The 20,939-nt window shown below is 27.5% G+C and carries 19 protein-coding genes; 1 reads left to right on the top strand and 18 read right to left on the bottom strand.

What is annotated here, in order from left to right; translation table 11 throughout:
- Positions 1–5: 5 nt before the first annotated feature.
- The 18 genes from rpmB to gltB all read right to left on the bottom strand — a co-directional run bounded on the left by rpmB (position 6) and on the right by gltB (position 19,578).
- Positions 6–194, bottom strand: coding sequence for a 50S ribosomal protein L28 (rpmB, locus tag NJU99_RS10380; RefSeq protein WP_254575847.1), 189 nt, complete (start codon positions 192–194; stop codon positions 6–8).
- A 50-nt stretch (positions 195–244) separates the two neighbouring features.
- The gene (locus NJU99_RS10385) at positions 245–1,126 is read right to left on the bottom strand and encodes a glycosyltransferase (protein ID WP_254575848.1); all 882 of its coding nucleotides are present in this window, start codon (positions 1,124–1,126) and stop codon (positions 245–247) included.
- Positions 1,127–1,140: 14 nt separating this feature from the next.
- Positions 1,141–1,872 carry a hypothetical protein gene (locus tag NJU99_RS10390; RefSeq protein WP_254575849.1) on the bottom strand — a complete coding sequence of 244 codons (732 nt, stop codon included), beginning with the start codon at positions 1,870–1,872 and terminating at the stop codon, positions 1,141–1,143.
- Between the two features lie 4 nt (positions 1,873–1,876).
- Positions 1,877–2,620, bottom strand: coding sequence for a glycosyltransferase family 2 protein (locus tag NJU99_RS10395; RefSeq protein ID WP_254575850.1), 744 nt, complete (start codon positions 2,618–2,620; stop codon positions 1,877–1,879).
- Positions 2,617–3,405, bottom strand: a complete 789-nt coding sequence (locus NJU99_RS10400) for a polysaccharide deacetylase family protein (RefSeq protein ID WP_254575851.1) — start codon at positions 3,403–3,405, stop codon at positions 2,617–2,619. The genes NJU99_RS10395 and NJU99_RS10400 overlap by 4 nt, the downstream gene beginning before the upstream one ends.
- Positions 3,406–3,407: 2 nt before the next feature.
- Positions 3,408–4,397, bottom strand: a complete 990-nt coding sequence (locus NJU99_RS10405) for a glycosyltransferase (RefSeq protein WP_254575852.1) — start codon at positions 4,395–4,397, stop codon at positions 3,408–3,410.
- Positions 4,394–5,455 carry a glycosyltransferase family protein gene (locus NJU99_RS10410; RefSeq protein WP_254575853.1) on the bottom strand — a complete coding sequence of 354 codons (1,062 nt, stop codon included), beginning with the start codon at positions 5,453–5,455 and terminating at the stop codon, positions 4,394–4,396. The genes NJU99_RS10405 and NJU99_RS10410 overlap by 4 nt, the downstream gene beginning before the upstream one ends.
- Complete coding sequence (locus NJU99_RS10415) at positions 5,439–6,422, bottom strand: glycosyltransferase (protein ID WP_254575854.1); 984 nt, start codon at positions 6,420–6,422, stop codon at positions 5,439–5,441. Before NJU99_RS10415 ends, NJU99_RS10410 begins: the two co-directional genes overlap by 17 nt.
- Positions 6,419–7,240, bottom strand: coding sequence for a polysaccharide deacetylase family protein (locus NJU99_RS10420; protein ID WP_254575855.1), 822 nt, complete (start codon positions 7,238–7,240; stop codon positions 6,419–6,421). Before NJU99_RS10420 ends, NJU99_RS10415 begins: the two co-directional genes overlap by 4 nt.
- Positions 7,240–8,325 (bottom strand): O-antigen ligase family protein, encoded by a 1,086-nt coding sequence (locus NJU99_RS10425; protein ID WP_254575856.1) that lies wholly within the window; start codon positions 8,323–8,325, stop codon positions 7,240–7,242. The genes NJU99_RS10420 and NJU99_RS10425 overlap by 1 nt, the downstream gene beginning before the upstream one ends.
- Positions 8,326–8,386: 61 nt before the next feature.
- A complete protein-coding gene (locus tag NJU99_RS10430; RefSeq protein ID WP_283256449.1) occupies positions 8,387–9,484 on the bottom strand; it encodes a glycosyltransferase family 4 protein in 1,098 nt (365 codons plus the stop codon).
- Between the two features lies 1 nt (position 9,485).
- Complete coding sequence (locus NJU99_RS10435; RefSeq protein WP_254575857.1) at positions 9,486–10,361, bottom strand: ELM1/GtrOC1 family putative glycosyltransferase; 876 nt, start codon at positions 10,359–10,361, stop codon at positions 9,486–9,488.
- The gene (locus NJU99_RS10440; RefSeq protein WP_254575858.1) at positions 10,336–11,244 is read right to left on the bottom strand and encodes an LpxL/LpxP family acyltransferase; all 909 of its coding nucleotides are present in this window, start codon (positions 11,242–11,244) and stop codon (positions 10,336–10,338) included. The genes NJU99_RS10435 and NJU99_RS10440 overlap by 26 nt, the downstream gene beginning before the upstream one ends.
- Complete coding sequence (locus NJU99_RS10445; RefSeq protein ID WP_254575859.1) at positions 11,245–12,714, bottom strand: Ppx/GppA phosphatase family protein; 1,470 nt, start codon at positions 12,712–12,714, stop codon at positions 11,245–11,247.
- A complete protein-coding gene (locus tag NJU99_RS10450; protein ID WP_254575860.1) occupies positions 12,714–12,968 on the bottom strand; it encodes a YfhL family 4Fe-4S dicluster ferredoxin in 255 nt (84 codons plus the stop codon). Before NJU99_RS10450 ends, NJU99_RS10445 begins: the two co-directional genes overlap by 1 nt.
- 39 nt (positions 12,969–13,007) lie before the next feature.
- Positions 13,008–13,763 carry an inositol monophosphatase family protein gene (locus NJU99_RS10455; protein ID WP_254575861.1) on the bottom strand — a complete coding sequence of 252 codons (756 nt, stop codon included), beginning with the start codon at positions 13,761–13,763 and terminating at the stop codon, positions 13,008–13,010.
- Positions 13,763–15,136, bottom strand: a complete 1,374-nt coding sequence (locus NJU99_RS10460) for a glutamate synthase subunit beta (protein ID WP_254575862.1) — start codon at positions 15,134–15,136, stop codon at positions 13,763–13,765. Before NJU99_RS10460 ends, NJU99_RS10455 begins: the two co-directional genes overlap by 1 nt.
- Before the next feature lie 5 nt (positions 15,137–15,141).
- The gene (gltB, locus tag NJU99_RS10465) at positions 15,142–19,578 is read right to left on the bottom strand and encodes a glutamate synthase large subunit (RefSeq protein WP_254575863.1); all 4,437 of its coding nucleotides are present in this window, start codon (positions 19,576–19,578) and stop codon (positions 15,142–15,144) included.
- A gap of 362 nt (positions 19,579–19,940) precedes the next feature.
- Between gltB and NJU99_RS10470 the strand changes: the two genes are divergently transcribed.
- Positions 19,941–20,936 carry a TRAP transporter substrate-binding protein gene (locus NJU99_RS10470; RefSeq protein WP_254575864.1) on the top strand — a complete coding sequence of 332 codons (996 nt, stop codon included), beginning with the start codon at positions 19,941–19,943 and terminating at the stop codon, positions 20,934–20,936.
- The last annotated feature ends 3 nt before the right edge of the window (positions 20,937–20,939 follow it).

The following is a 20,939-nucleotide window of genomic DNA, read 5'->3' on the forward strand; positions in this document are numbered from 1 at the left end:
CTCTCTTATGAGTGTTTTTTAAGAGTTCTTAACTCTTTAGCTGAGATTCTGATTTTTTTAGTTGTACCATCTTCTAAAGTAACTCTAACAGTTCTTAAGTTTGGTAAAAATCTCTTTTTTGTTCTGTTTTTAGCGTGACTTACGTTGTTTCCAACCATAGGTCCTTTTCCTGATATTGCACATCTTCTTGACATTTGTCTTCCTTATATAGTGAAAAATATTTGCGTATTTTATCCTATTAATCTTAAATCTTATTTAAACTATCGATAATTTCATTTACTCTTTTTAAATTAATATCCAATGCAAACTTTTTGGCTAGTTTTCTATTATCTTTTTTAATTTTTTTCATTTCCTCTTTTTCCATAAGAACTGCATCTATTTTAAAAGATGCCGATCTATCATTTGGATTTTCCATAGTAGAGAAAACATCAATCAACTCACTAGCATGATTGTTTGCTGTTGTAAATACTACATTTTTACAATACATGGCTTTTAAAACATTTGAAGCAAAGTAGTTGTTATATGTAGGTAAGAAAAATATATCAGAAGCTAAAAAAAGCTCATCAATATTTTCATAATCTTCTACTAAAAGCAATTTTGATGAATAATTGAATTTTGATATTTGAAACTTCAAAGCATTTATCTGTCTTTTATCTCCTGCTATTAGCCCTAAAACATTTTGTTCATTTAATGTAAATAAAGTTTCAATAAACTCTTTTACACCTGAATTCTTGAAGTTTTTAGCAGTAAATAAAATAATTCTTTTTTTTGAGTCTATATCTAAGGTATCACAAACCTTTTTCTTTATAAGTTTAGGTTTTTCATAGTTTATGTCTACACTTGGATAAATACACTCAAGCTTTGATGACTCAAGATCAGGTATTGACCTAATAATTTCTTTTTTCAGACTTTTTGAATTAACAACAACTTTTTTAGAATGGAGTATTTCATCTTTACTTTTTTCATCTAAAGTTCCAGAATGAAAATATACATCTGAATACTCTTTATTGAAAAAAGATAGTTTTTTTAAAATTCCACTATTTTGAACTTCTGAAACATTATCTTGCTTTAATAAAGCCTCTATTAGATTGTTTTTAGTTTTATAAGATATTGATATTTGATTCATTTAAACTCTTTATTTTAATGATAAGCATATATTGGACTATTTGTAATTTTTATATCACTTTTTAATTCTTGACCAAACTTATCAAAAACTCTATTAAAGTCTGTTAAGTCAATCTCTCTTTTTGAACTAGACCAGATAATATCAAATTTCTCTTTCTTTTTTTCACAAGTTAAAACATATAAATCTTTTGACTTAGAAAATTTTACAAATTTTGAACTATTTAATTTATCTTCGAAATTATTGATTATTTCTAAAGCTTTTTTTGAAAAAGTACTTTTATCAAGATATAAAAAATCAACCTTTCTTGAAGCATAAACTAAAAACATATATCTTAATAAATTATTTAAACATTCTTCATTTAAACTTTTTTTATCAAAAATAAGTTTTATGTATAAGTTGTCATTTGTAATTCTTGAACTTAACATAGAAGAAGAGTAATACATGCTAATAAATTTGGAAAAATCATATAAACCATAAGATTTAGACTCAGGTGTTTTTTCTAAATCAACATAAATATTTACAAATGTTTTGTCATATAAAGGTGATTTTTTATCAAAAAAATATTTTATATCATCAAAAAAATTGTTTCTATCTTTTTGTGAATTTATTTCTAAGAGTTCTAAATTTTTTAGCTTATTTAAATTATCACTTAAAAAATCATCATAATTTTCTTTACTTCCTTTTAACAAGTATGCGAATAAAGTTAGCAGTGGATATATTAGGATTGAGTGTATTTTTGATTTCATTGATTTATCTCTTTTCTTCTAATTCATAAAGCTTAGATTCTTTTAAAAATGCATAATAAGCATTATTAGTAGAAGATATAAAACCTCTTCTTCCATTTAAAAAGTTTCTTTTTAATATATAAGATTTTATAAAAGCTAAAGGCATGACTAAAATAAGTTTGATTAAAGAAGATTTTTTGTTTTTATTATTTTTCTCTTTTGCTCTTAAAGATGAATAATTATTAATCTTTAAAAGATGTGTAGATAAATCGACTATTCCATAATCATAAATAAAACCTGAAGCATTTTTTATTTTTCCATCAATTTTTATTGATTCATGTACTAATTTATCTTCATAATTACCTTTTTCTTTTTTAAAAAATCTTACTCTTCTATTAAATTTAGATTTCTTATTATTAAATTTTCCTAAATACATACTTGAAATTTTTATATCTAATCCATCAATTTGATCTTGACTGATTGTATCTTGTATTTCTTTTTTTAATTCAATTGTAAGTTCCTCATCAGCGTCAAGGTTTAAAACCCATTTATTTGAACATAAATTTTTCGCATATTGTTTTTGTTTTGAGAATCCAAGCCACTCTTGATGAAAAATTTTATTAGTATAATTTTTTGCTATTTCTAAAGTTTTATCTGTACTTCCACTATCAACAACAATTATTTCATCAAAATCTTTTACACTTTCTAAAACTCTTTTGATATGTTTTTCTTCGTCTTTGCAAATTATATAAACAGAAGCTTTTATCATAATTTATTCCTAACTTTAAAAATTTTTAAAAGAAAATCAATAAAACTTTCAGTACCTAAAATACCTAATCTATTAATAGCAAAAACATCATCTGTTTTATCAAACAAACCTCTTTTTACAACAGTAGCATTTTTATAGCCTGCTTTTTTCACAATATTTATGATTCTATCATCAAATTTACCATAAGGATAAGCAAAAGCTTTACATTCAGTTTTTGTAAGCTCTTCGACTCTTTGTTTCGAAAGAAAGATTTCTTTTTCTAAATCTTCAAGCTTTTCAATTCTTAATAAATTTTTATGAGATAAAGTGTGAGAACCAAACTCTATTAAATTTGAAGATAACATATCTTTTATTTGATTTTCATCTAAAAGCTTTGATAAATAACTTGTATTATCTTTTTCCCAATGATTTTCATTTTGTAAAGGTACGAGATAAATAGTTGCTTTAAAATTATACTTTTTTAATATAGGAAAAGCATTAATATAATTATCTTCAAAGCCATCATCAAAAGTAATTACAAAAGACTTTTCAGGAATACCACTTAAAGATGTTAGCTCTGAAATAGTATAGGAACTCCAAGCATTATCATAAAACCATTTCATTTGTTTATCAAAATCTTTTGTTTTAATTCTCCATTTATTATGTTTTTCATTTATCTTATGTTCACTAATACTATGGTACATCAAAATTCTAGCTTTATTTAAATTATGAGTTTTTCTCCACCAGTTATATCTTAAAGATAAACTTACAAAAAGTATTACGGTAATTATTATATAAGTAGTCATTATTACACTTTTAATAAAGATTTATATGCATCCATATAATTACTTGCCATTTTTTCAATAGAGAATTCATCTTTTCTGTCTTTTAATTTCTTAAATTCTTTTTCATAATCTGAATAGTTTTCATAAATTGATTTAATCTTTTTAGATAAATCTTCAACTGTATTATCAAAAACAAGTTTATCTCCTAACATTTCTTTATGATTTGCAATATCTGATGCAAGAAGAACCTTCGAATAAAATATCGCTTCAATTAAAGCTAAAGATAGGCCTTCTTCGATAGAAGAAATTACTTGTAAGTCACTATTATATATATAATCATGTACATTACCCACAAATCCTTTTAAGAAAACTTTTTCCTCAAGATTTAATTCTTTTATTAACTTTTCTAACTCCTCTTTTTGTTCACCCTCACCTAAAATAGTAAGTTCATAATCAAAGTTCACTAAAGAAAGAGCTTTTATTAAGTTATCAAAACCTTTTACAGGAGCTAAGCGACCAACGGCAATAATTTTAAATTTATCAATTTTCTCAAAATCAACAGCTTCTTTAACAGGGATTCCATTTAAAATTGTGATATTTTTTTTTGCATTAGTATATAATCTTGTTTCATCAGAAACAGCTACTCCTAAATCAGCTAATGCAAATTTCTTTTTAATTACAGGATTATGTCGTGTTCCAACGATAGGTACATTATTATCAAGAAATATTTTTGCATTATGCATAATCTCAAGCTCTTTAGTATTATGTACATGTATAATATCAGGATTAACATTTTTTATTATCTTTGCAATTGTATACAAAAATATTGGATTGTATCTATTCTTTTCAAAATCTATTTCAATTAGATTTATCTTATCATTTATATATGATTTAATTTCTTTGCTAGACAATAAAAAGATTTCATTTTCATTAGAAAATTCATTACATAAATCAACACAAACTTTTTCAGTCCCTGCAAACTGAACCCAATGTAGTGTATGTAATATTCTCATAAATTTTTTCCTTTTTTATATTTATATTCAGCCCATTCATAGCTATTGTGCTTTGAGCTATTAAATAAAACTTCTAGCATAAAATTTGTAACTCTTTTTGTATTAGCAATATCAAATGTCTTATTTTGACCATTTTGAGCAATTTCTAAATACCTCTCATTTTGTAAAGTTTTTTTTATCTTTTCAAAACAATCTTTGGGAGAATCAAAATATATTAAATCTTTTTCATCTTCATATAGCTTTTCAAAACCATTTATTCTAGGAGAGAATGTACAAACCTTTGAACCTAAGAATTGTGCCATTCTATCAGAAGCTCCTAGCACCTTTTCTTGATTTACTTCATTTAAATGATCATCTCTATTAAAATTAATAGCAATTTTAGACTTAGCTATTTCCTTATGAAAATCATTTCCAAAAATAGCTGGCTTTCCTAAAGATGCGAAAACGTTCAGCCTTATATCTTCCTTCTCACAAAACTCTTTTAGTAATAATGCAAATTTGGTTCTAACATCTTCTTTATAATCTCTTGCGATATATAATACGTCAGTTGTTTTCTCATAATTTAAACTTTTGTCAAAAGCTGGATCTGAGATGTTTGGGAAAAAAGAGAATATTGTGTCTGTATATTTTAAAGAAAGATTTTTTAATTCTTTCGCATTTGCATAAAAAAAAGCATCCATACAATCTAATTTTTCAAAAAATTCTTTTTTTTCTTCTAAGTGATCAACATACCACTGTATTACTTTTATATTTGGAAGAGCTTTTTTAATAGTTTCTATAGTACTTTTAAAAATCTTTTCAGCTTTAGCTAAAACTAAAATATCAGCGTCTATATTTTTACATACCTCTAACAAAAATAAATTCATCTTTTTCAAGCCGCTATCTTTAATCCCTAAGGTTCTGTTATTTCTTTCTATATCTCTATAACTAAAATTATAAACAAAATGTCCATTTTGAATAAAGCCATGACTTATTTTTCTCTCTAAACCATAAAAAAAGTTTCCATTGTCTTTTTCATTAAATATTCCACAGTGAACAATTTTAAGATGTTTTTTCATCTAATATACCTTTATAATACTTCATTAAACTATTTATATAATTTACTTTATCGAAACTTTTTTTAATCTTTTCATGTTTAATAGAAAAGTTCTTCTTTTCACTTTCAAAATTTATATATATATCATTTATCTTTTTAGGGAACTCTTCTATATTAAGCAAATAATCCTTGTCTAAAACTTCAACAATACCACCAACAGGAGTTGATATAATCACAGGACTATACAGTAAACCTTCCATTAATGTAATAGGTAAACCTTCACTTAAAGAAGAAATTAATTGAATATTAGAGTTTAATAAATAACTAGGTATATTATCTTTAAAGCCAATCAATTTAATTTTGTCTTCTAAATTTTTACTTTTTATTAATTCATTAAGCTGAGACTTTTGAGTTCCTTCACCAATAATATTAAGCTCAAAATCAAAATCTAATTTTGATAACTCATTTATTAAATTATCAAACCCTTTAATAGGATCAAGTCTTCCAACTGCTACCATTGTGAATTTTGAGTTTTGTTGTGAGTTTTGTTCTTTATAATCAAGTCCAAAATAAATAACTTTACTATTGTGAGTTATTGTTTTTGAAACTTTTTTGGAAACACTAATCACATTTTTAACTTTATTAAATATTTTACCTTTTCTACTATTATGTTTTGTTGCAATATGATTAAAGGAAATAAACTTACTCAAAACATAGCTTATTTGAGTCGCCTTTGCACCATGAGTATGAACAATATCACAATCTTTGATATTTTCTATAATTTCAAGGTATAAAAAAGGATTATATCTTTTATCATGAGATTTATATTCATAAACCTCTATTTTCTTATTAAGTTTATACTTAAATTCACAACCAAAAGGTACGATAAGTAAACAATCATTGGTTTTTACTAATTCATTTAATGTATCAACTACTATTTTTTCTATACCACCAAATTTTGAAGAGCAAGAAAAGTAACAAATTTTCATCTTACTCTTCCTTTTTTTATTTTTAAGATAAACGCTAAGATACCTTGTCTACCACTTATCATAATTCTAGGAATTTTATATTTTAAAAATAGTTTTTTATCATAAACTGAATTATAAGTTGTAGTTGCATTTGAATAGTTTAATTCTTCAACTAGACTCACATCCTTTTCATCATGAAAACCAAAAGGATAAGCAAATGAAGTACAACTAATTTTAAATAAGTCTTCTATTTGTTCTTTCGATTTTAAAAGTTGTTGTTTTTTTTCATTTATATTTGATTCAGGTAAATTTACATGATCTAAAGTATGTGAACCAATCTCAATTAATCCACTTTTAATTAATTCTTCAATTTGTTTATTACTTAGCATTTTTTCATTATTCAATTCATCTGAACTTACTTTTAAATCTTTATCAGTTGCCCAATCTTTATTAAATCTATTCAAAACTATATAAATAGTTGCTTTAAAATCATATTTCTTTAATAATGGAAATGCATTAGTAAAATTATCTTCATAACCATCATCAAAAGTTATAACTACAGCTTTTTCTGGAATTTCTTTCAAAGAAACTAATTCACTTAGTGTAAAGCTTTTGAAATTATTTTTTTTTAACCAAATTAGCTGTTTTTCAAACTCTTCTGGTTTTACCCTTAACCTATTAAATTTAGATTGTTTTTTTGGTAAATGACTTGAAATCATATGATACATCAAAACTCTAGGATGAGAGTACGAAATATTTTTTTTCCACCATTTAAATCTAATAGAAAAAACCATAAAACAAATAAATACTAATATAAAGAGCCATAAATAAAGTTCCACTATTCTTCCTTAAATTTTTTACTATAAATTAGAAAAACAAAAATTGTTAAAAAGCTTAATATTTCTTTTGTAAAAAAAGCTCCAAAATCAAATTGTGTAATAACTAAAAAATAAATTGAAACAGAAAGATAAAGACAATTCTTACTTTTAACTATTTCTTTTAAAATTATAAAAATAGTAAAAAAACAAAAGAAGAAGCCAATTAAGCCTGTATATAATAATATTTCTAAAACCATGTTATGAGGGTCAGGAAATTTATTTAAATAAGTATTTGGTAAACTTGCCCAAGAATCTATACCGTATCCAATGATTGGATTTAACTTTATAAATTCAATAGTATGTAGCCAGATAGTAGTTCTATGACTTGAATATCCCTCAAGTAATTGAGAAAATCTCATTTGAAGAGAATCAGAAGAAAAATAAACTGCTAAAAGCAGCCCTATAAAACCAAATATATATAATATATGATTCATTTTTATTTCTCTGTAGTTAAATACCATCAATACAAATATAGATGCAAAACTAGCAACCCAAGAAGATCTTGAGAATGAAAATATCATAAGAAATGTAAATATAGAAAATAGTATAACTGCTACTTTTTTATTATACGTAAAAAGAATTGCACTTAAAACAACTCCCATCCCCATATGTAAGCCAAAAGAGTTTCTATTGTTTAAAGTACCATGAATACCAATTCCATTTAAAATAGAAGGGTTTAAAATCAGCTCATACAAACCTAATAAAGCTAAATAAGTTAATGAGCTATATACGAGAATTTTAACAAATTTTTCTTCGAAATACTTTTTTTTATAAAAATATGCTAAACAAACAAAAATCAAACCATATCTAATGACAAACATAAAAGTAGTATGCCATGACTTCTCACTTAAGTTTTCAGGATTGACTAAATTTGATAATATCATTGAAAAAACAATTAAAAAAAATCCTATAGATAGGTATCTAACTTTTCTTAAGTTCTCTATTAAAATAGAGTAATCTTTATGTTTAAATAAAGAATAGATAAAGAAAAGTATAATCAAAGCCATAGAACCTTGGAAAATAGCATTTTTAAATGGTATTGACATTATCCAAAGTACTAATAAAATCTTAAAAATGAAACTTTTATTTTTTTCAATTAATATTGTTTTAATAATATACTCCTTTATATACGTAAATAGTCTTTTCAATCATATTTTCTAAAGAAAAGTTATTCTTTATATAATTTAAACCATCAAAGTTTAATTGTTCACATTTTATTATTTTTTTACTTAATTCTTTTACATCACCTATTTCAAAGAAAAACCCATTTTCATTTTCTATTATTATATCTTTTACCCCACCATGATTTGTTGCAACTACTGGTGTATTTAAAGCTATTGCTTCTGCTACTGCTCTTCCGAAGCTTTCTGGTTTTTTTGAACTACTTACAACTACATCACTTATGTCATAAACTTCAGCTATTTTACTTTGACTTCCTGTAAAACTGATATTTTCTTTTAAATTCAATTCTTTTATTAATTCTTTTAATGAGTTAAAATAGTCTTGTTTATCTTCTCTAACACCACCAACAATTATAGCTTTTATATTTTTTTTACTTTTTTTTACTTCAGAAATTGCTTTTATAAATGTTTCATAATCTTTTAGTTGGGTAACTCTTCCTATAATTGACACTATAAATTTATCTTTTAAATCATGCTCTATTTTGAAGTTTTCAATAAAGTTCTTATCAAGGTTATTTTTATTAAAAAGTTTTGTATCTATACCTCTTGGTATCACAGTGATCATTTCATCTGACACTTTATAGTTAGATTGAATATACTCTTTTATAGAATTACTTACACAAATCACATGATCTGCTTTTGTCATAATCGAGCTGTAAAAACCAACACTATTAAAACCATGAACAGTACTTACTATTTTAGCTTTTAGATTTTTCTTTGCAAAATACACAAGCCATGCAGGTACTCTACTTCGCACATGAATAATATCAGGGTTTATATCTTTTAATATCTTTTTTAAAGAAGCGACTCTTGAAAGAAGTGTAAATATATTTTTACTGCAAACATCAAAAGTATAGTGTTTTCCACCATCAGTTTCTATTTGAGGTAGAAGTTTTCCTCCATTGCTTATTACAATAGATTCTATTCCTTTTTTTACATATTCTCTACTAGATTCAACTGTTCCTCTTTCAACTCCACCTTCATTTAACTCAGGTAAAACTTGAACTACCTTAAAATTTTCTATATTAAATTTCCACTCTTTCTAAAAGTTTTTCAAAATCTACTTTTTTATTCATACTAGATACTTTTTCCACAAGTCTATGATATTTTGTATTCTCTTTTTTAGATTTTAAATTTATTATATTTATTTTTGCATCTGTATTAGCTCGTGCTTCACTTAGCATTGATGTTGAATCTTGTGTGATATATAATTCATCACAAACATTAATAAAATCATAAACAGGGTTTATTTCAGGTTCTCTTGAATATATAAGTTTATAATCAAACTCATATTCATCTATCAATCCATCAACTTCAAAAGGTGTTCTTGCACTTGTAGTAATGTACTTTAAACTATTTGTACTTTCTTCAAATATTTTGTTTAACTCATCTCTTAAATCATCAACATCTAAAGTAAATACTGAATTGTTTCCACCTATTATTATACCAACAGCATTTTTTTCTTCATTTTTTTCTAAAATATTTTTAGCTTTGCTGTATGATAAATTTAAAGGTACTTCTAAAATATTGTCTAGTTTTGGAGCTTTATCATGTTCTTGAGCTATTATATAGTCAAAATTAACGTATTTGTATCCTTTTGGAAGCATTAAAACTACTGATTTTTTATTTTGAGTTTTACTTATAAATTTATTAAAATAGTAAGTACTAGATCCAGTACTTACAACTGCATCATAAAATTCATAGTAATATTTTCTATAATCTTCAAACAGTTCGTCAGTATAATGGTTTATTCTATCAAAAAAATAAGACATTGCTTTATGTAGTTTTGTTTTAAATTTTACTTCAACAATATCATAACTTATATTTTTTATTTTGCAAAAGGCAATTGACTGGTTTAAGTGACCTGGTTTACCATCACTTATTATTAAAATTCTTTTCATATATCTCTCTATAGTGGCTTTTAAATCTTTTATGAGGCCAGAACCATTGTTTTTTATCTGAAAGTATTATATCAGATATTGCGTTAGCATGCAACTGACAAGAGGCCATTAAATCTTTTTCTTCATCATCAGTTTTAATTGGCTCTATAGGATTATATACTTTGATTGTGTAATTATAGTTCTCTTCATTAAAAATAGCTACAGGAACAACATAAGCATTAAATTTTCTAGCAAGTAGTGCAGATGTACTTGTTTGATAAGCCTTTTTACCCAAAAACTCAACTTCTGTACCGTCTTTTGAATTAATGTTTTGATCAATAATCAAAGATACAACTTCTTTTTTCATCAAAGCTTTTACTAGTTTTTTAACAGCCCCTGATCGAAAGATAATCTTTGCACCTGATTTTTCCCTAGCATTTACTATAAAATCATCCATTTCTTTAAAGTTAGATTGCCTAGCTACTTGATGAATAGATGTTACAAACTTATTTAAATAACAGCTAAGCATTTCCATGTTTCCATAGTGAGCTGATATTAAAATTATAGGCTTTTTTTCTTCTTTTAATTTAGTAAGAATTTCTTCATTTTCAATTTTTACAGTTTTTTTAAGTTCCTCATCACTTGCATCAAGATTTTCAATTAGCGATTGAACCCATAAAACCATATTAAAGTAAGAGTACTTTTGAATTTCTTTTAACTCTTTTTCTTCAATTTTCCCATCAAATACTAAATCAAGATTAGTTTTTATAATTCTATTAGTATTTGAAGCAAATAAATAAGCTGTATTAGCAATAAATTTGAAAAAACCTCTTCTTAATACTTTAGGGCTTTTTCTTAGTAAAAATACTAAGAAAAGAAATATCTGATAAATAAACTTTTTCATTTATAATAACTCTAAATTTAAACTCTTTGGTAACTCTAATTTATCAATATTTGAAGCAATCATAAATGATTTATTTTCTAATTTGATTTTTAAAGTCTCATCGTCTAATTGATATTCTACATTTGGTCTTGATAAATCCTCATTAACAGCAAGATTTAAAGCAATCATAAATGACATCCATTTCATATCGGAAGTTTTAGGTAATAACTCTTTAAAAGTTTCCAAATCACTTTTACTTGGCAATGACTTTTTAGAATACTTAATTGTGTGAGCAATAATAACCCTTGAACTATGTTGAAAATCATAATTTAATCCATTTAGGATAAAATCAAAAGCATTATCATTTGACTTATAGAAGTTTAAAGAACTACCAATTGTATGAAGTTTAGAAGCGATTATTAAAAGTTGTCTAAACTTATCATCAAGTTTGTGAAGTGGCTTTAAAGCATCATAAATTTTAGCTGCATTTGAACCAAAATAAGCACTTTGTCTTTGATCAATTTGAAATCTATCTAATAAACTTCTCACACTTACATTATAGTTTGCTGGAAACTTATTCTTAGTAGATCTTAGTAAATCACAAAGATAAACACCTTCTCTAACACCTGCACCTGATGTTATTACTTTTTTAATACTTAGCTCTTCTAAAATAGTTTTAAATATAAAAGTTCCCTCTTTTATAGTATCGAACCTATCTTTTTTAACACCTAAGTTTTTAAGATCTTTATTTGTTTTTGCATTTACAATTAAATCTAAATGATTAAGTTCATTTTCCACGCTGTATTTATAACCATGAATAATATCAAGTGGATATTCATTTTTTTGCATTATGATTTTTGATAATGCTCTAATGCTTCCACCAATACCAACAGCAACACTTGGAATATTTGTATTTAAATCAAAAAGCTCTTTTAAATTATCTAAGATATATTTTTTTGCACCTTTAATATCATTTTTATTAAAGTACAATTCTTTCATTCTAACTGTTCCAATATTTAATGAAATTGATTTTAAAATCGCTCCATTTCGTACAAATGAAAATTCAGTAGAACCTCCACCAATATCAACAGTTACAAAATCATCATCATGTATTAAGTTTGATGCAGCAATACCACCGTAAAAGGCTTCTTTTTCACCATCAATAACTTTTATATTTAAACCAAAATCATTTCTTATTCTAGTTATAAAAGTTTTTGCATTTGGAGCATCTCTTAATGCAGAAGTAGCAACACATATGATTTTTCTTGATTTTAATGAGTTAGATATATTTAAAAAAGATTTTAAAGACTCATAAGCTCTTTGCATAGGAATTTCTTGAAGATTGCCACCGTTTTCGTAACAACCCTCCGAAATTTTAACTCTACTTTTAGTTTCATTGATTAGGTTAAAAGCAAATCTACTGCTTTTTTCCAATACAACCATACGCATTGAGTTAGACCCAATATCTATAATAGTTGTAATCTTTGCCATTAGGCTTCTTCTTCCGCTATTTGTTCATACTTGAACTTTAACTCTTCCATTGTCTCTTGATTGTCTGGGTCAATTATAATACAATCAACTGGACAAACCTCGATACATTGTGGTTCCTCAAAGTGACCAACACATTCAGTACATCTATCAGAGTCGATTAAATATATTGGATCTCCCTCTTCAATTGCATAATTTGGACACTCATCTCTACATGCATCACATGCGATACATTCATCAGTAATAATTAAAGACATATAAACACCAATCCCTAGTTTTAAAATATTATCTTGGAGTTATAACCTATTATTGTTTATAATTTCTTTAATTAGCTCAACTTTTTGTTTATTTTTAGATATAAGCAAAAAATCTTCACTTTTATAAATATTTTGTTCGTTACAAATATATAAAGAAGCTGCAATATCAAACTCTCTAATTTGCCCTACAAACAATACAAAATCGTAGTTTTTTGAAAATGCTAAAGAAACAGCTGCTGCACCTAATGATCTAAATTTAATACTACTTTCTTGCAATTTTTGTGAAATTTTAGGGTACTTATAAGCACGCTCAAAAATCCCAAACTTATCAAAACCATCTCTTTTTAAAACTTTTTTACCTGTAATATTAAACTCTTTTATATCAAAATAAAAAGCTTTATATATTAAATTTCCTGTTGCTAAATTACATACAAAACCAGCAATTATTTCATCTTTATATTTTAAGGCCACAGAACTTCCATAGTATTCTAAATTGGCACAGAAGTTATCACTTCCATCAATAGGGTCAATTATAATTGTGAAGTCTTTATTAAAATCTATGAAACCACACTCTTCGGAATAAATGTTTCCAAATTTTTTTAGATATTTAATAAAAATTTCTTCTGCATATAAATCAATATTTAAGGAGTTGTCTCCTCCATAACCAATTGTATTAGAGTATTGTAAATCTTTTTCTTTTAAATTATAATGTAAGTAGTTGTATAGTTCTTTATTAGCTTCTATTACAGAGTTTATAAAGTTTTCTTTATAAGCTTCTGTAATAGTTTTATTCATTATGAAAGTTTTTCTACGATAGCTTTTGCAGCTTCTCTACCATCAAGAGCAGCTGTTACAGCAAGGTGAGCACCTCTTTGGCAATCTCCACCTGCATAAACCTTTTCATTTGAAGTTTGGTAATTAGTAGTCTCTACTCCACCCCATGAGTTAGTTTCAACATTTAACTCTTTTAAGAATTGTGGTTTTTCAGGAGAGAACCCTAATGCAAGAATCACTACATCTGCTTCTTCAAAGTATTCTGTACCTTCATTAATAACAACTCTTTGTCTTCCTGATTCATCAGGATCTGACATAGAAGTAGTTAATAACTCAATAGCAGTAACTTTATCACCTGTAATTTTTAAAGATTTAGGTGACACGTTAAATACATATTCAACACCCTCTTCTTTAGCATTTACAACTTCTTTTTTAGAACCAGGCATATTTACTTCATCTCTTCTATAAAGACATTTTACAGATTTAGCTTTTTCTCTTACTGATGTTCTAACACAGTCCATAGCAGTATCTCCACCACCAATTACAACTACGTTTTTATCTTTTACATCAATAAAATCAACTTTTGTTCCTAAATTTCTTTTTTGAATTCCAGTTAAAAAGTCCATTGCTAAATGTACATTTGAAGCATCTTTTTCACCATCCATACCAGTGTATCTACCATCTTTTGCACCAGTACCAAGATAAATTGCATCAAAGTTTTCTTCTAAATCTTTAACAGATACATCTTTTCCAACTTCACAATTTAAGTGAAGTTTCATACCTGCATCAATTAGCCAATTCATTCTTCTGTCAACTGTTGTTTTATCAAGTTTGAAGCCAGGGATTCCATACATTAATAATCCACCAGCTCTATCTTCTCTTTCGAACATTTCAACTTCATAACCTTTTCTTAAAAGGAAAGTAGCAGCAGAAATACCAGAAGGTCCAGAACCAACTACAGCTACTTTTTTATCTACTTTTTTATCAGTAAATTTAGGTTTTAATCCCTTTGCAAAAGCAGTTTCTGAAATATGAGTTTCAATTGCACCAATTGAAATAGCACCATGTCCAGTATTTAAAGAACAAGCACCCTCACAAAGTACATCTTGAGGACAAATTCTTCCTAAAATCTCTGGGAAAGGAGATGTTTCATTTGATAAAGCAAATGCTAAATCATGATTCTTAGTTGCTGTTTGTTTTAACCATGCAGGAATAAAGTTTCCTAATGGACATCCTGTATGACAGTATGGATCCCCACACTGCATACATCTATCAGATTGTTCTTTTGCTCTTTGTTTTCCAAATACTTCATAGATTTCATTAAAATCTTTTAGTCTTTGAAGTACATCTCTTTTTTCAGGGTTAATTCTTTCAAATTTTGTAAAGTTTAACATTTTTATTAATCTCCCTTGTCCGGATCTAATGGTAATACTGTCATATTTTTAGGTTTTACCATCCAGAAGTTTCTAATTTCTGCTCTAAAGTTTCCTAAGATTTTCTCAGCAGCTTCACTTTCAGTTTCATGTACATAATCTAAAAGTAATCTTTTTAAGTATAATCTTTCTCTTTCTGTATCATCTGTATCAATTCTAACAGCTTCAATTAACTCTTGGTTCATTTTATCAACAAATGTTTTTTCTGGATCATAAACAAATGATAAACCACCTGTCATACCAGCACCAAAGTTAATTCCTGTATTTCCAAGAATCACTACAATACCACCTGTCATATATTCACAAGCATTATCACCAGTACCTTCAACTACAGCAACACATCCTGAGTTTCTAACACCAAATCTCTCACCTACAGCAGCTCTAACATAAAGTTTACCACCAGTAGCTCCATAAAGACATGTATTACCAGCACCTGCGAATTCTTGACCTTGGTGTGGAGGATTGATAATAATTTTACCACCATTCATTCCCTTACCAACGTAATCATTAGCTGCACCAGTTAATGTTAAGTTCATACCTGTTGAAAGGAAAGCACCAAATGATTGACCTGCAATACCTGCTAAATTGATATTAATTGAGTTTTCAGGTAAACCTTTATCTCCATAATATCTTGCAATCTCACCTGAGATCAACGCACCAAATGATCTGTTTAAGTTAGAAATTTCAGTATTAACTTTCACAGGAGTATTTGGATTTTCAATAGTTCTATGAACTTTCTTTAATAGTTCTTTTTCATATTTATTATCATCAAATGGCTCATTTGATTCTTTTTGACAAGTATCAACACCATCAATTCTTCTTAAAATATTTTGGAAGTCAAATTTTTGTGCAAACTCATCATCAATAACTTTTAATAAATCAGCTCTACCAACAATCTCTTCCATTGTTTTATATCCAAGTTCAGCAAGAATTTCTCTTACTTCTTCTGCAATATAAGTAAAGTAAGAAATAAGTCTTTCAACAGTACCTGTAAAGTGTCCTCTTAAATCTTCATCTTGAGTAGCAACACCAACAGAACATTTGTTTGTATGACAAATTCTTAAAATTTTACATCCAAGAAGTGTTAATGCAGCTGTACCAAATGCGTAAGATTCAGCACCTAATAAAGCTGCTTTTACAACATCAAGACCAGTTTTTAAACCACCATCAGTTTGTACATGAACAGAAGTTCTTAAGTTATTAGCTTTTAAGGCATTATGAGCTTCTGAAAGTCCCATTTCCCAAGCATTACCTGCATGTTTAATAGATGTTAATGGAGCAGCACCTGTACCACCATCTCCACCTGAAATAATAATCTTATCAGCATAAGCTTTTGCAACACCAGCTGCAATTGTTCCTACACCTACAGAAGATACTAATTTAACTGTGATTTTTGCCATTGGATTAATTTGCTTTAAGTCAAAAATTAATTGAGCTAAATCTTCAATTGAATAAATATCATGATGTGGTGGTGGTGAAATTAGTGTAACACCAGGAACTGTATGTCTTAAAGTAGCAATAAGGTTTGTTACTTTATGTCCTGGTAATTGTCCACCTTCACCTGGTTTTGCACCTTGTGCAACTTTAATTTGTAATTCTTCTGCACTTCTTAAGTATCCAGGAGTTACACCAAATCTACCAGATGCAATTTGCTTAATCTTAGAGTTCTTTAGTGTATTAAACCTTGCTGGATCTTCTCCACCCTCACCTGAGTTTGAAGAACCACCAATTGTATTCATAGCTTGTGCTAATGCTTCGTGAGCTTCTGGTGAAATAGAACCACATGACATTGCAGCTGATGCAAATCTTTTGAAGATTTCTTCTTTAGATTCTACTTCATCAATAGAAATTGCTTTTCTATCAGAATTGAACTCTAAAAAGTCTCTAATAAATTTTTTATCTCTGTTTTGAACTAAACTTTTTAGCCCATCAAAATCAGTAATTTCTTCTTTTGAAGTTGCTGATTTATTATGCATAGCTCTTGTAGTAGCAGGACCATAATCATGATATTCACCACCATTTAAGTATTTGTAGAAACCACCTAAATCAAGTGGGAACATATGGTTATCATCATGGAATGCATTTAAGTGAGATTTTTCAACTCTCTGCTCAATATCCTCATATCCAAGTCCAGCTAATTCAGAATATGCATCAGGGAAACAATCTGTAACGATTTCATCTGATAATCCAATAGCATCAAATAATGAAGAGTTTCTATATGAAGCAACAGTAGAAATACCCATTTTAGACATGATTTTTAGTAGACCTGCATTTAAAGCTTTTTGAGTATTTTTAAGTAATCTTTGCATTTCATACTTAGAAACTTCTTGTCTTTCAAATAAAGCTACAGTAGTTGCATACATCATGTATGGATACATAGCAGTTGCACCAAATCCTAACATTACAGCAGCCATATGTGGATCATAAACTTCCCCTGTTACAGGAACAATAGAAACACAGTGTCTAACTTTTGCTTTTAACAATGCTTGATTTACATAACCAACAGCCATTGCCATAGGAATTAGTTTACAACTATCATTAATATCTCTATCATCTAAAAATACAATAGAAACACCATCTTCCTTAACTGCTTTTACAACATTTGAAGCTAAGGCTTGTAATGCTTCTCTTAAATCAGTTTTAAAAGTAGTTGAAAAAGTTTTGTTTTTGTAGTATTCATCATATCTTGGAGAATTTTCATCACCAAATGAGAATAATACATCAAACTTTTCTTTCATTAAAATTGGACTTGCAACTTTAATTCTCTTTGCATCTTCTGGTTTTTCAACTAAAACATTTTGAACTTTACCAAATCCAGTCTCTAAAGACATTACAACTTTTTCTCTATATGGATCAATTGGAGGATTTGTTACTTGTGCAAATTTTTGCTTAAAGAAATCTGTAAAATTTCTATTTACTTTTGAGAAACATGCCATTGGTGTGTCATCACCCATAGAACCAACTGGTTCTTTACCTTCTTTAGCCATTGGTTCAATCATTTGATCAATTGCTTCATAAGTGATATTGAAATATTTTTGTTTCTTTTCTAAATCTTCTAATTTATAATCAGATGTATTTAAGAATGAATCTTCAATATACTCTTGTAAGTAATCCATATCATCATTTAACCATTTAGCATAGTGTTGTGATGATTTTAAGTAATTGTTAATATCTTCTTCTTTTAAGATTTTACCATGTTTAAGGTCAAGTCCAATCATTTGTCCTGATTGTAATCTTCCTCTTTCTAAAATATTGTCTTCATCAATCTTTAATGTACCATATTCAGAAGTAATATATAATTTATCATCTTTTGTGATTACATATTTAGATGGTCTTAGACCATTTCTGTCAATTAAACATCCAATATGTCTACCATCAGTTAAAGATACTGCTGCTGGTCCATCCCAAGCTTCCATTGCAGTAGCTGTATACTCATAGAAAGCTCTTAAATCAGAATCCATATGAGGTGCATTTTGCCAAGGTGCAGGAACTAATGATCTTGCAGCTTTAAAAAAGTCAACACCATTTGCTAACATAAATTCAAACATATTATCTAAAGAAGCAGAATCTGATGACCCTTCTTGTAAAATAGGTAAAAGTCTTTTTATCTCTTCATCAGAGAATATTTCAGATTTAATTTTTTCTGATTTTACTTTTACATTAAATCTATTTGCTTCCACTGAGTTAATCTCACCATTATGAGCAATGGCTCTAAATGGTTGTGCTAATCTCCATTGAGGTAATGTATTTGTAGAGAATCTTTGGTGAAATAATGAGAATGAGATTTTAAAATCTTCATCTCTTAAATCAACATAAAACCTTTTGATATGCGTAGGCATAACAAGCCCTTTATACGCAATCACCGTAGATGAGAATGTAGGAATATAAAAATCTTTCTTATCTATTAGTTTGTGTTCACACTCTTTTCTTGTCATGTATAACATTGCATCAAATCTCTTTGATGACATTAAAGTATTTGGAGTAACAAATACTTGAATAATATGCGGTAATGTCTCTAAAGCTTGTTGTCCTAGTGCTTCAGTATCAACTGGAACATCTCTAGTTAACACAACTTTTAAGTCGTTTGTTTCACAGAACTCTTTAAAAGTATCTATGTCTTGTAAATCTTTTGTAAAAATCATAGCAACTGCGTATTTTTCAGGTAAATCAATACCATTTTGAGAAGCTATTTTTCTCATAAATTCATCTGGCATAGATAAAAGTAAACCTGAACCATCTCCAGTTTTACCATCGGCTGCCACTGCACCTCTGTGCATCATTCTTTCTAGTGAAGTTATTGCATCTTCTAAATTCTTATGACTTGGTCTGTTCTTCATATCTGCAACAAGACCAAAACCACAGTTGTCTTTAAAAGAAGTTAGTAAGTCTAAATTACAACCCATCATTTTCCTTTATTTTAATCTTTTATATTCCTAAGAAAAGTGGGATATAGTACTCTAATATTGTTTAAAAAATGGTTAAGAAATATTTGACTTTAATTTCCACTTAAAAAAAGTGTCATTTTTAAGAGCATTGATAATATGGTGGCTAGAATAACTTTATGAAACTTTTTTGTGACTTTTGTGCAACTTAGAAAACACTACTTTTTGTAGTACAAACTGTATTACTTATTTTAAACTTAATTACAAATTCTAATGTTATATAATAAGTAATAATAAGTTTTCAAATTTACACAATTGTACATAATTGTGACATAAGTTTTTACTATAATTTTCTTATATCAAATTAATTAAGGAGAAATGATATGAAAAAATTAGTACTAGGAACTATTGCAGCAGCAATGCTTGCAACTTCAGGATTAGCAGCTGAGTATACTTTAAAGTTCTCACACGTAGTTAGCCCAAATACACCAAAGGGTAAAGCAGCAGATTTCTTTGAAAAGAGATTAGAAGAGTTATCAGGTGGTAAAATTGATGTTCAAGTTTACCCATCATCACAGTTATATAAGGATAATGCAGTATTAAAAGCATTAAGATTAAATTCTGTACAAATGGCAGCACCTTCATTTTCTAAATTTGGGAAAATTGTTCCAAACTTAGCAATATTTGACTTACCATTCCTTTTCAAAGATATTGACCACTTACATAGAGTTCAAGATGGTGAAGTAGGACAAGCATTAAAAGATAAAGTTACAGCTAAAGGTATTGTTGCTTTAGACTTCTGGGATAATGGATTTAAACAATTATCTTCATCAACTAAAGCTTTAATTGAGCCAAAAGATGCTGAGGGTCAAAAATTTAGAATTATGTCTTCAAAAGTATTAGAAGCACAATTTCATGCAGTAAATGCAAACCCACAAATGATGCCATTTTCTGAAGTTTACTCAGGATTACAACAAGGTGTTATTGATGGACAAGAAAATACAATTTCTAACATTTATACTAAAAAATTCCATGAAGTTCAAACTGACTTAACTATTTCTAACCACGGTTACTTAGGTTACTTAGTTGTAATGTCAAAAAGATTTTGGAAGTCTTTACCAGCTGATTTACAAGCAAATGTAAAACAAGCGATGAAAGAAGCTACAGCTAAAGAAAGACAATTCGCACAAGAGTTAAATGATTCTCAATTAGAAAAAATTAAAGAGTATGCAAAAAATACTGGAAAATTAAAAATCCATACTTTAACTGACGAGCAAAGAGAAGCTTGGAGAACTAAAGTAAGTAAAATTTATCCAGAATTCTACTCTGATAGAACTATTGGTGAAGATTTAATCAAAAAAACTATCGCTACAAAGTAGTAA

Source organism: Arcobacter roscoffensis (assembly GCF_024267655.1).
Lineage (GTDB): Bacteria > Campylobacterota > Campylobacteria > Campylobacterales > Arcobacteraceae > Arcobacter_B > Arcobacter_B roscoffensis.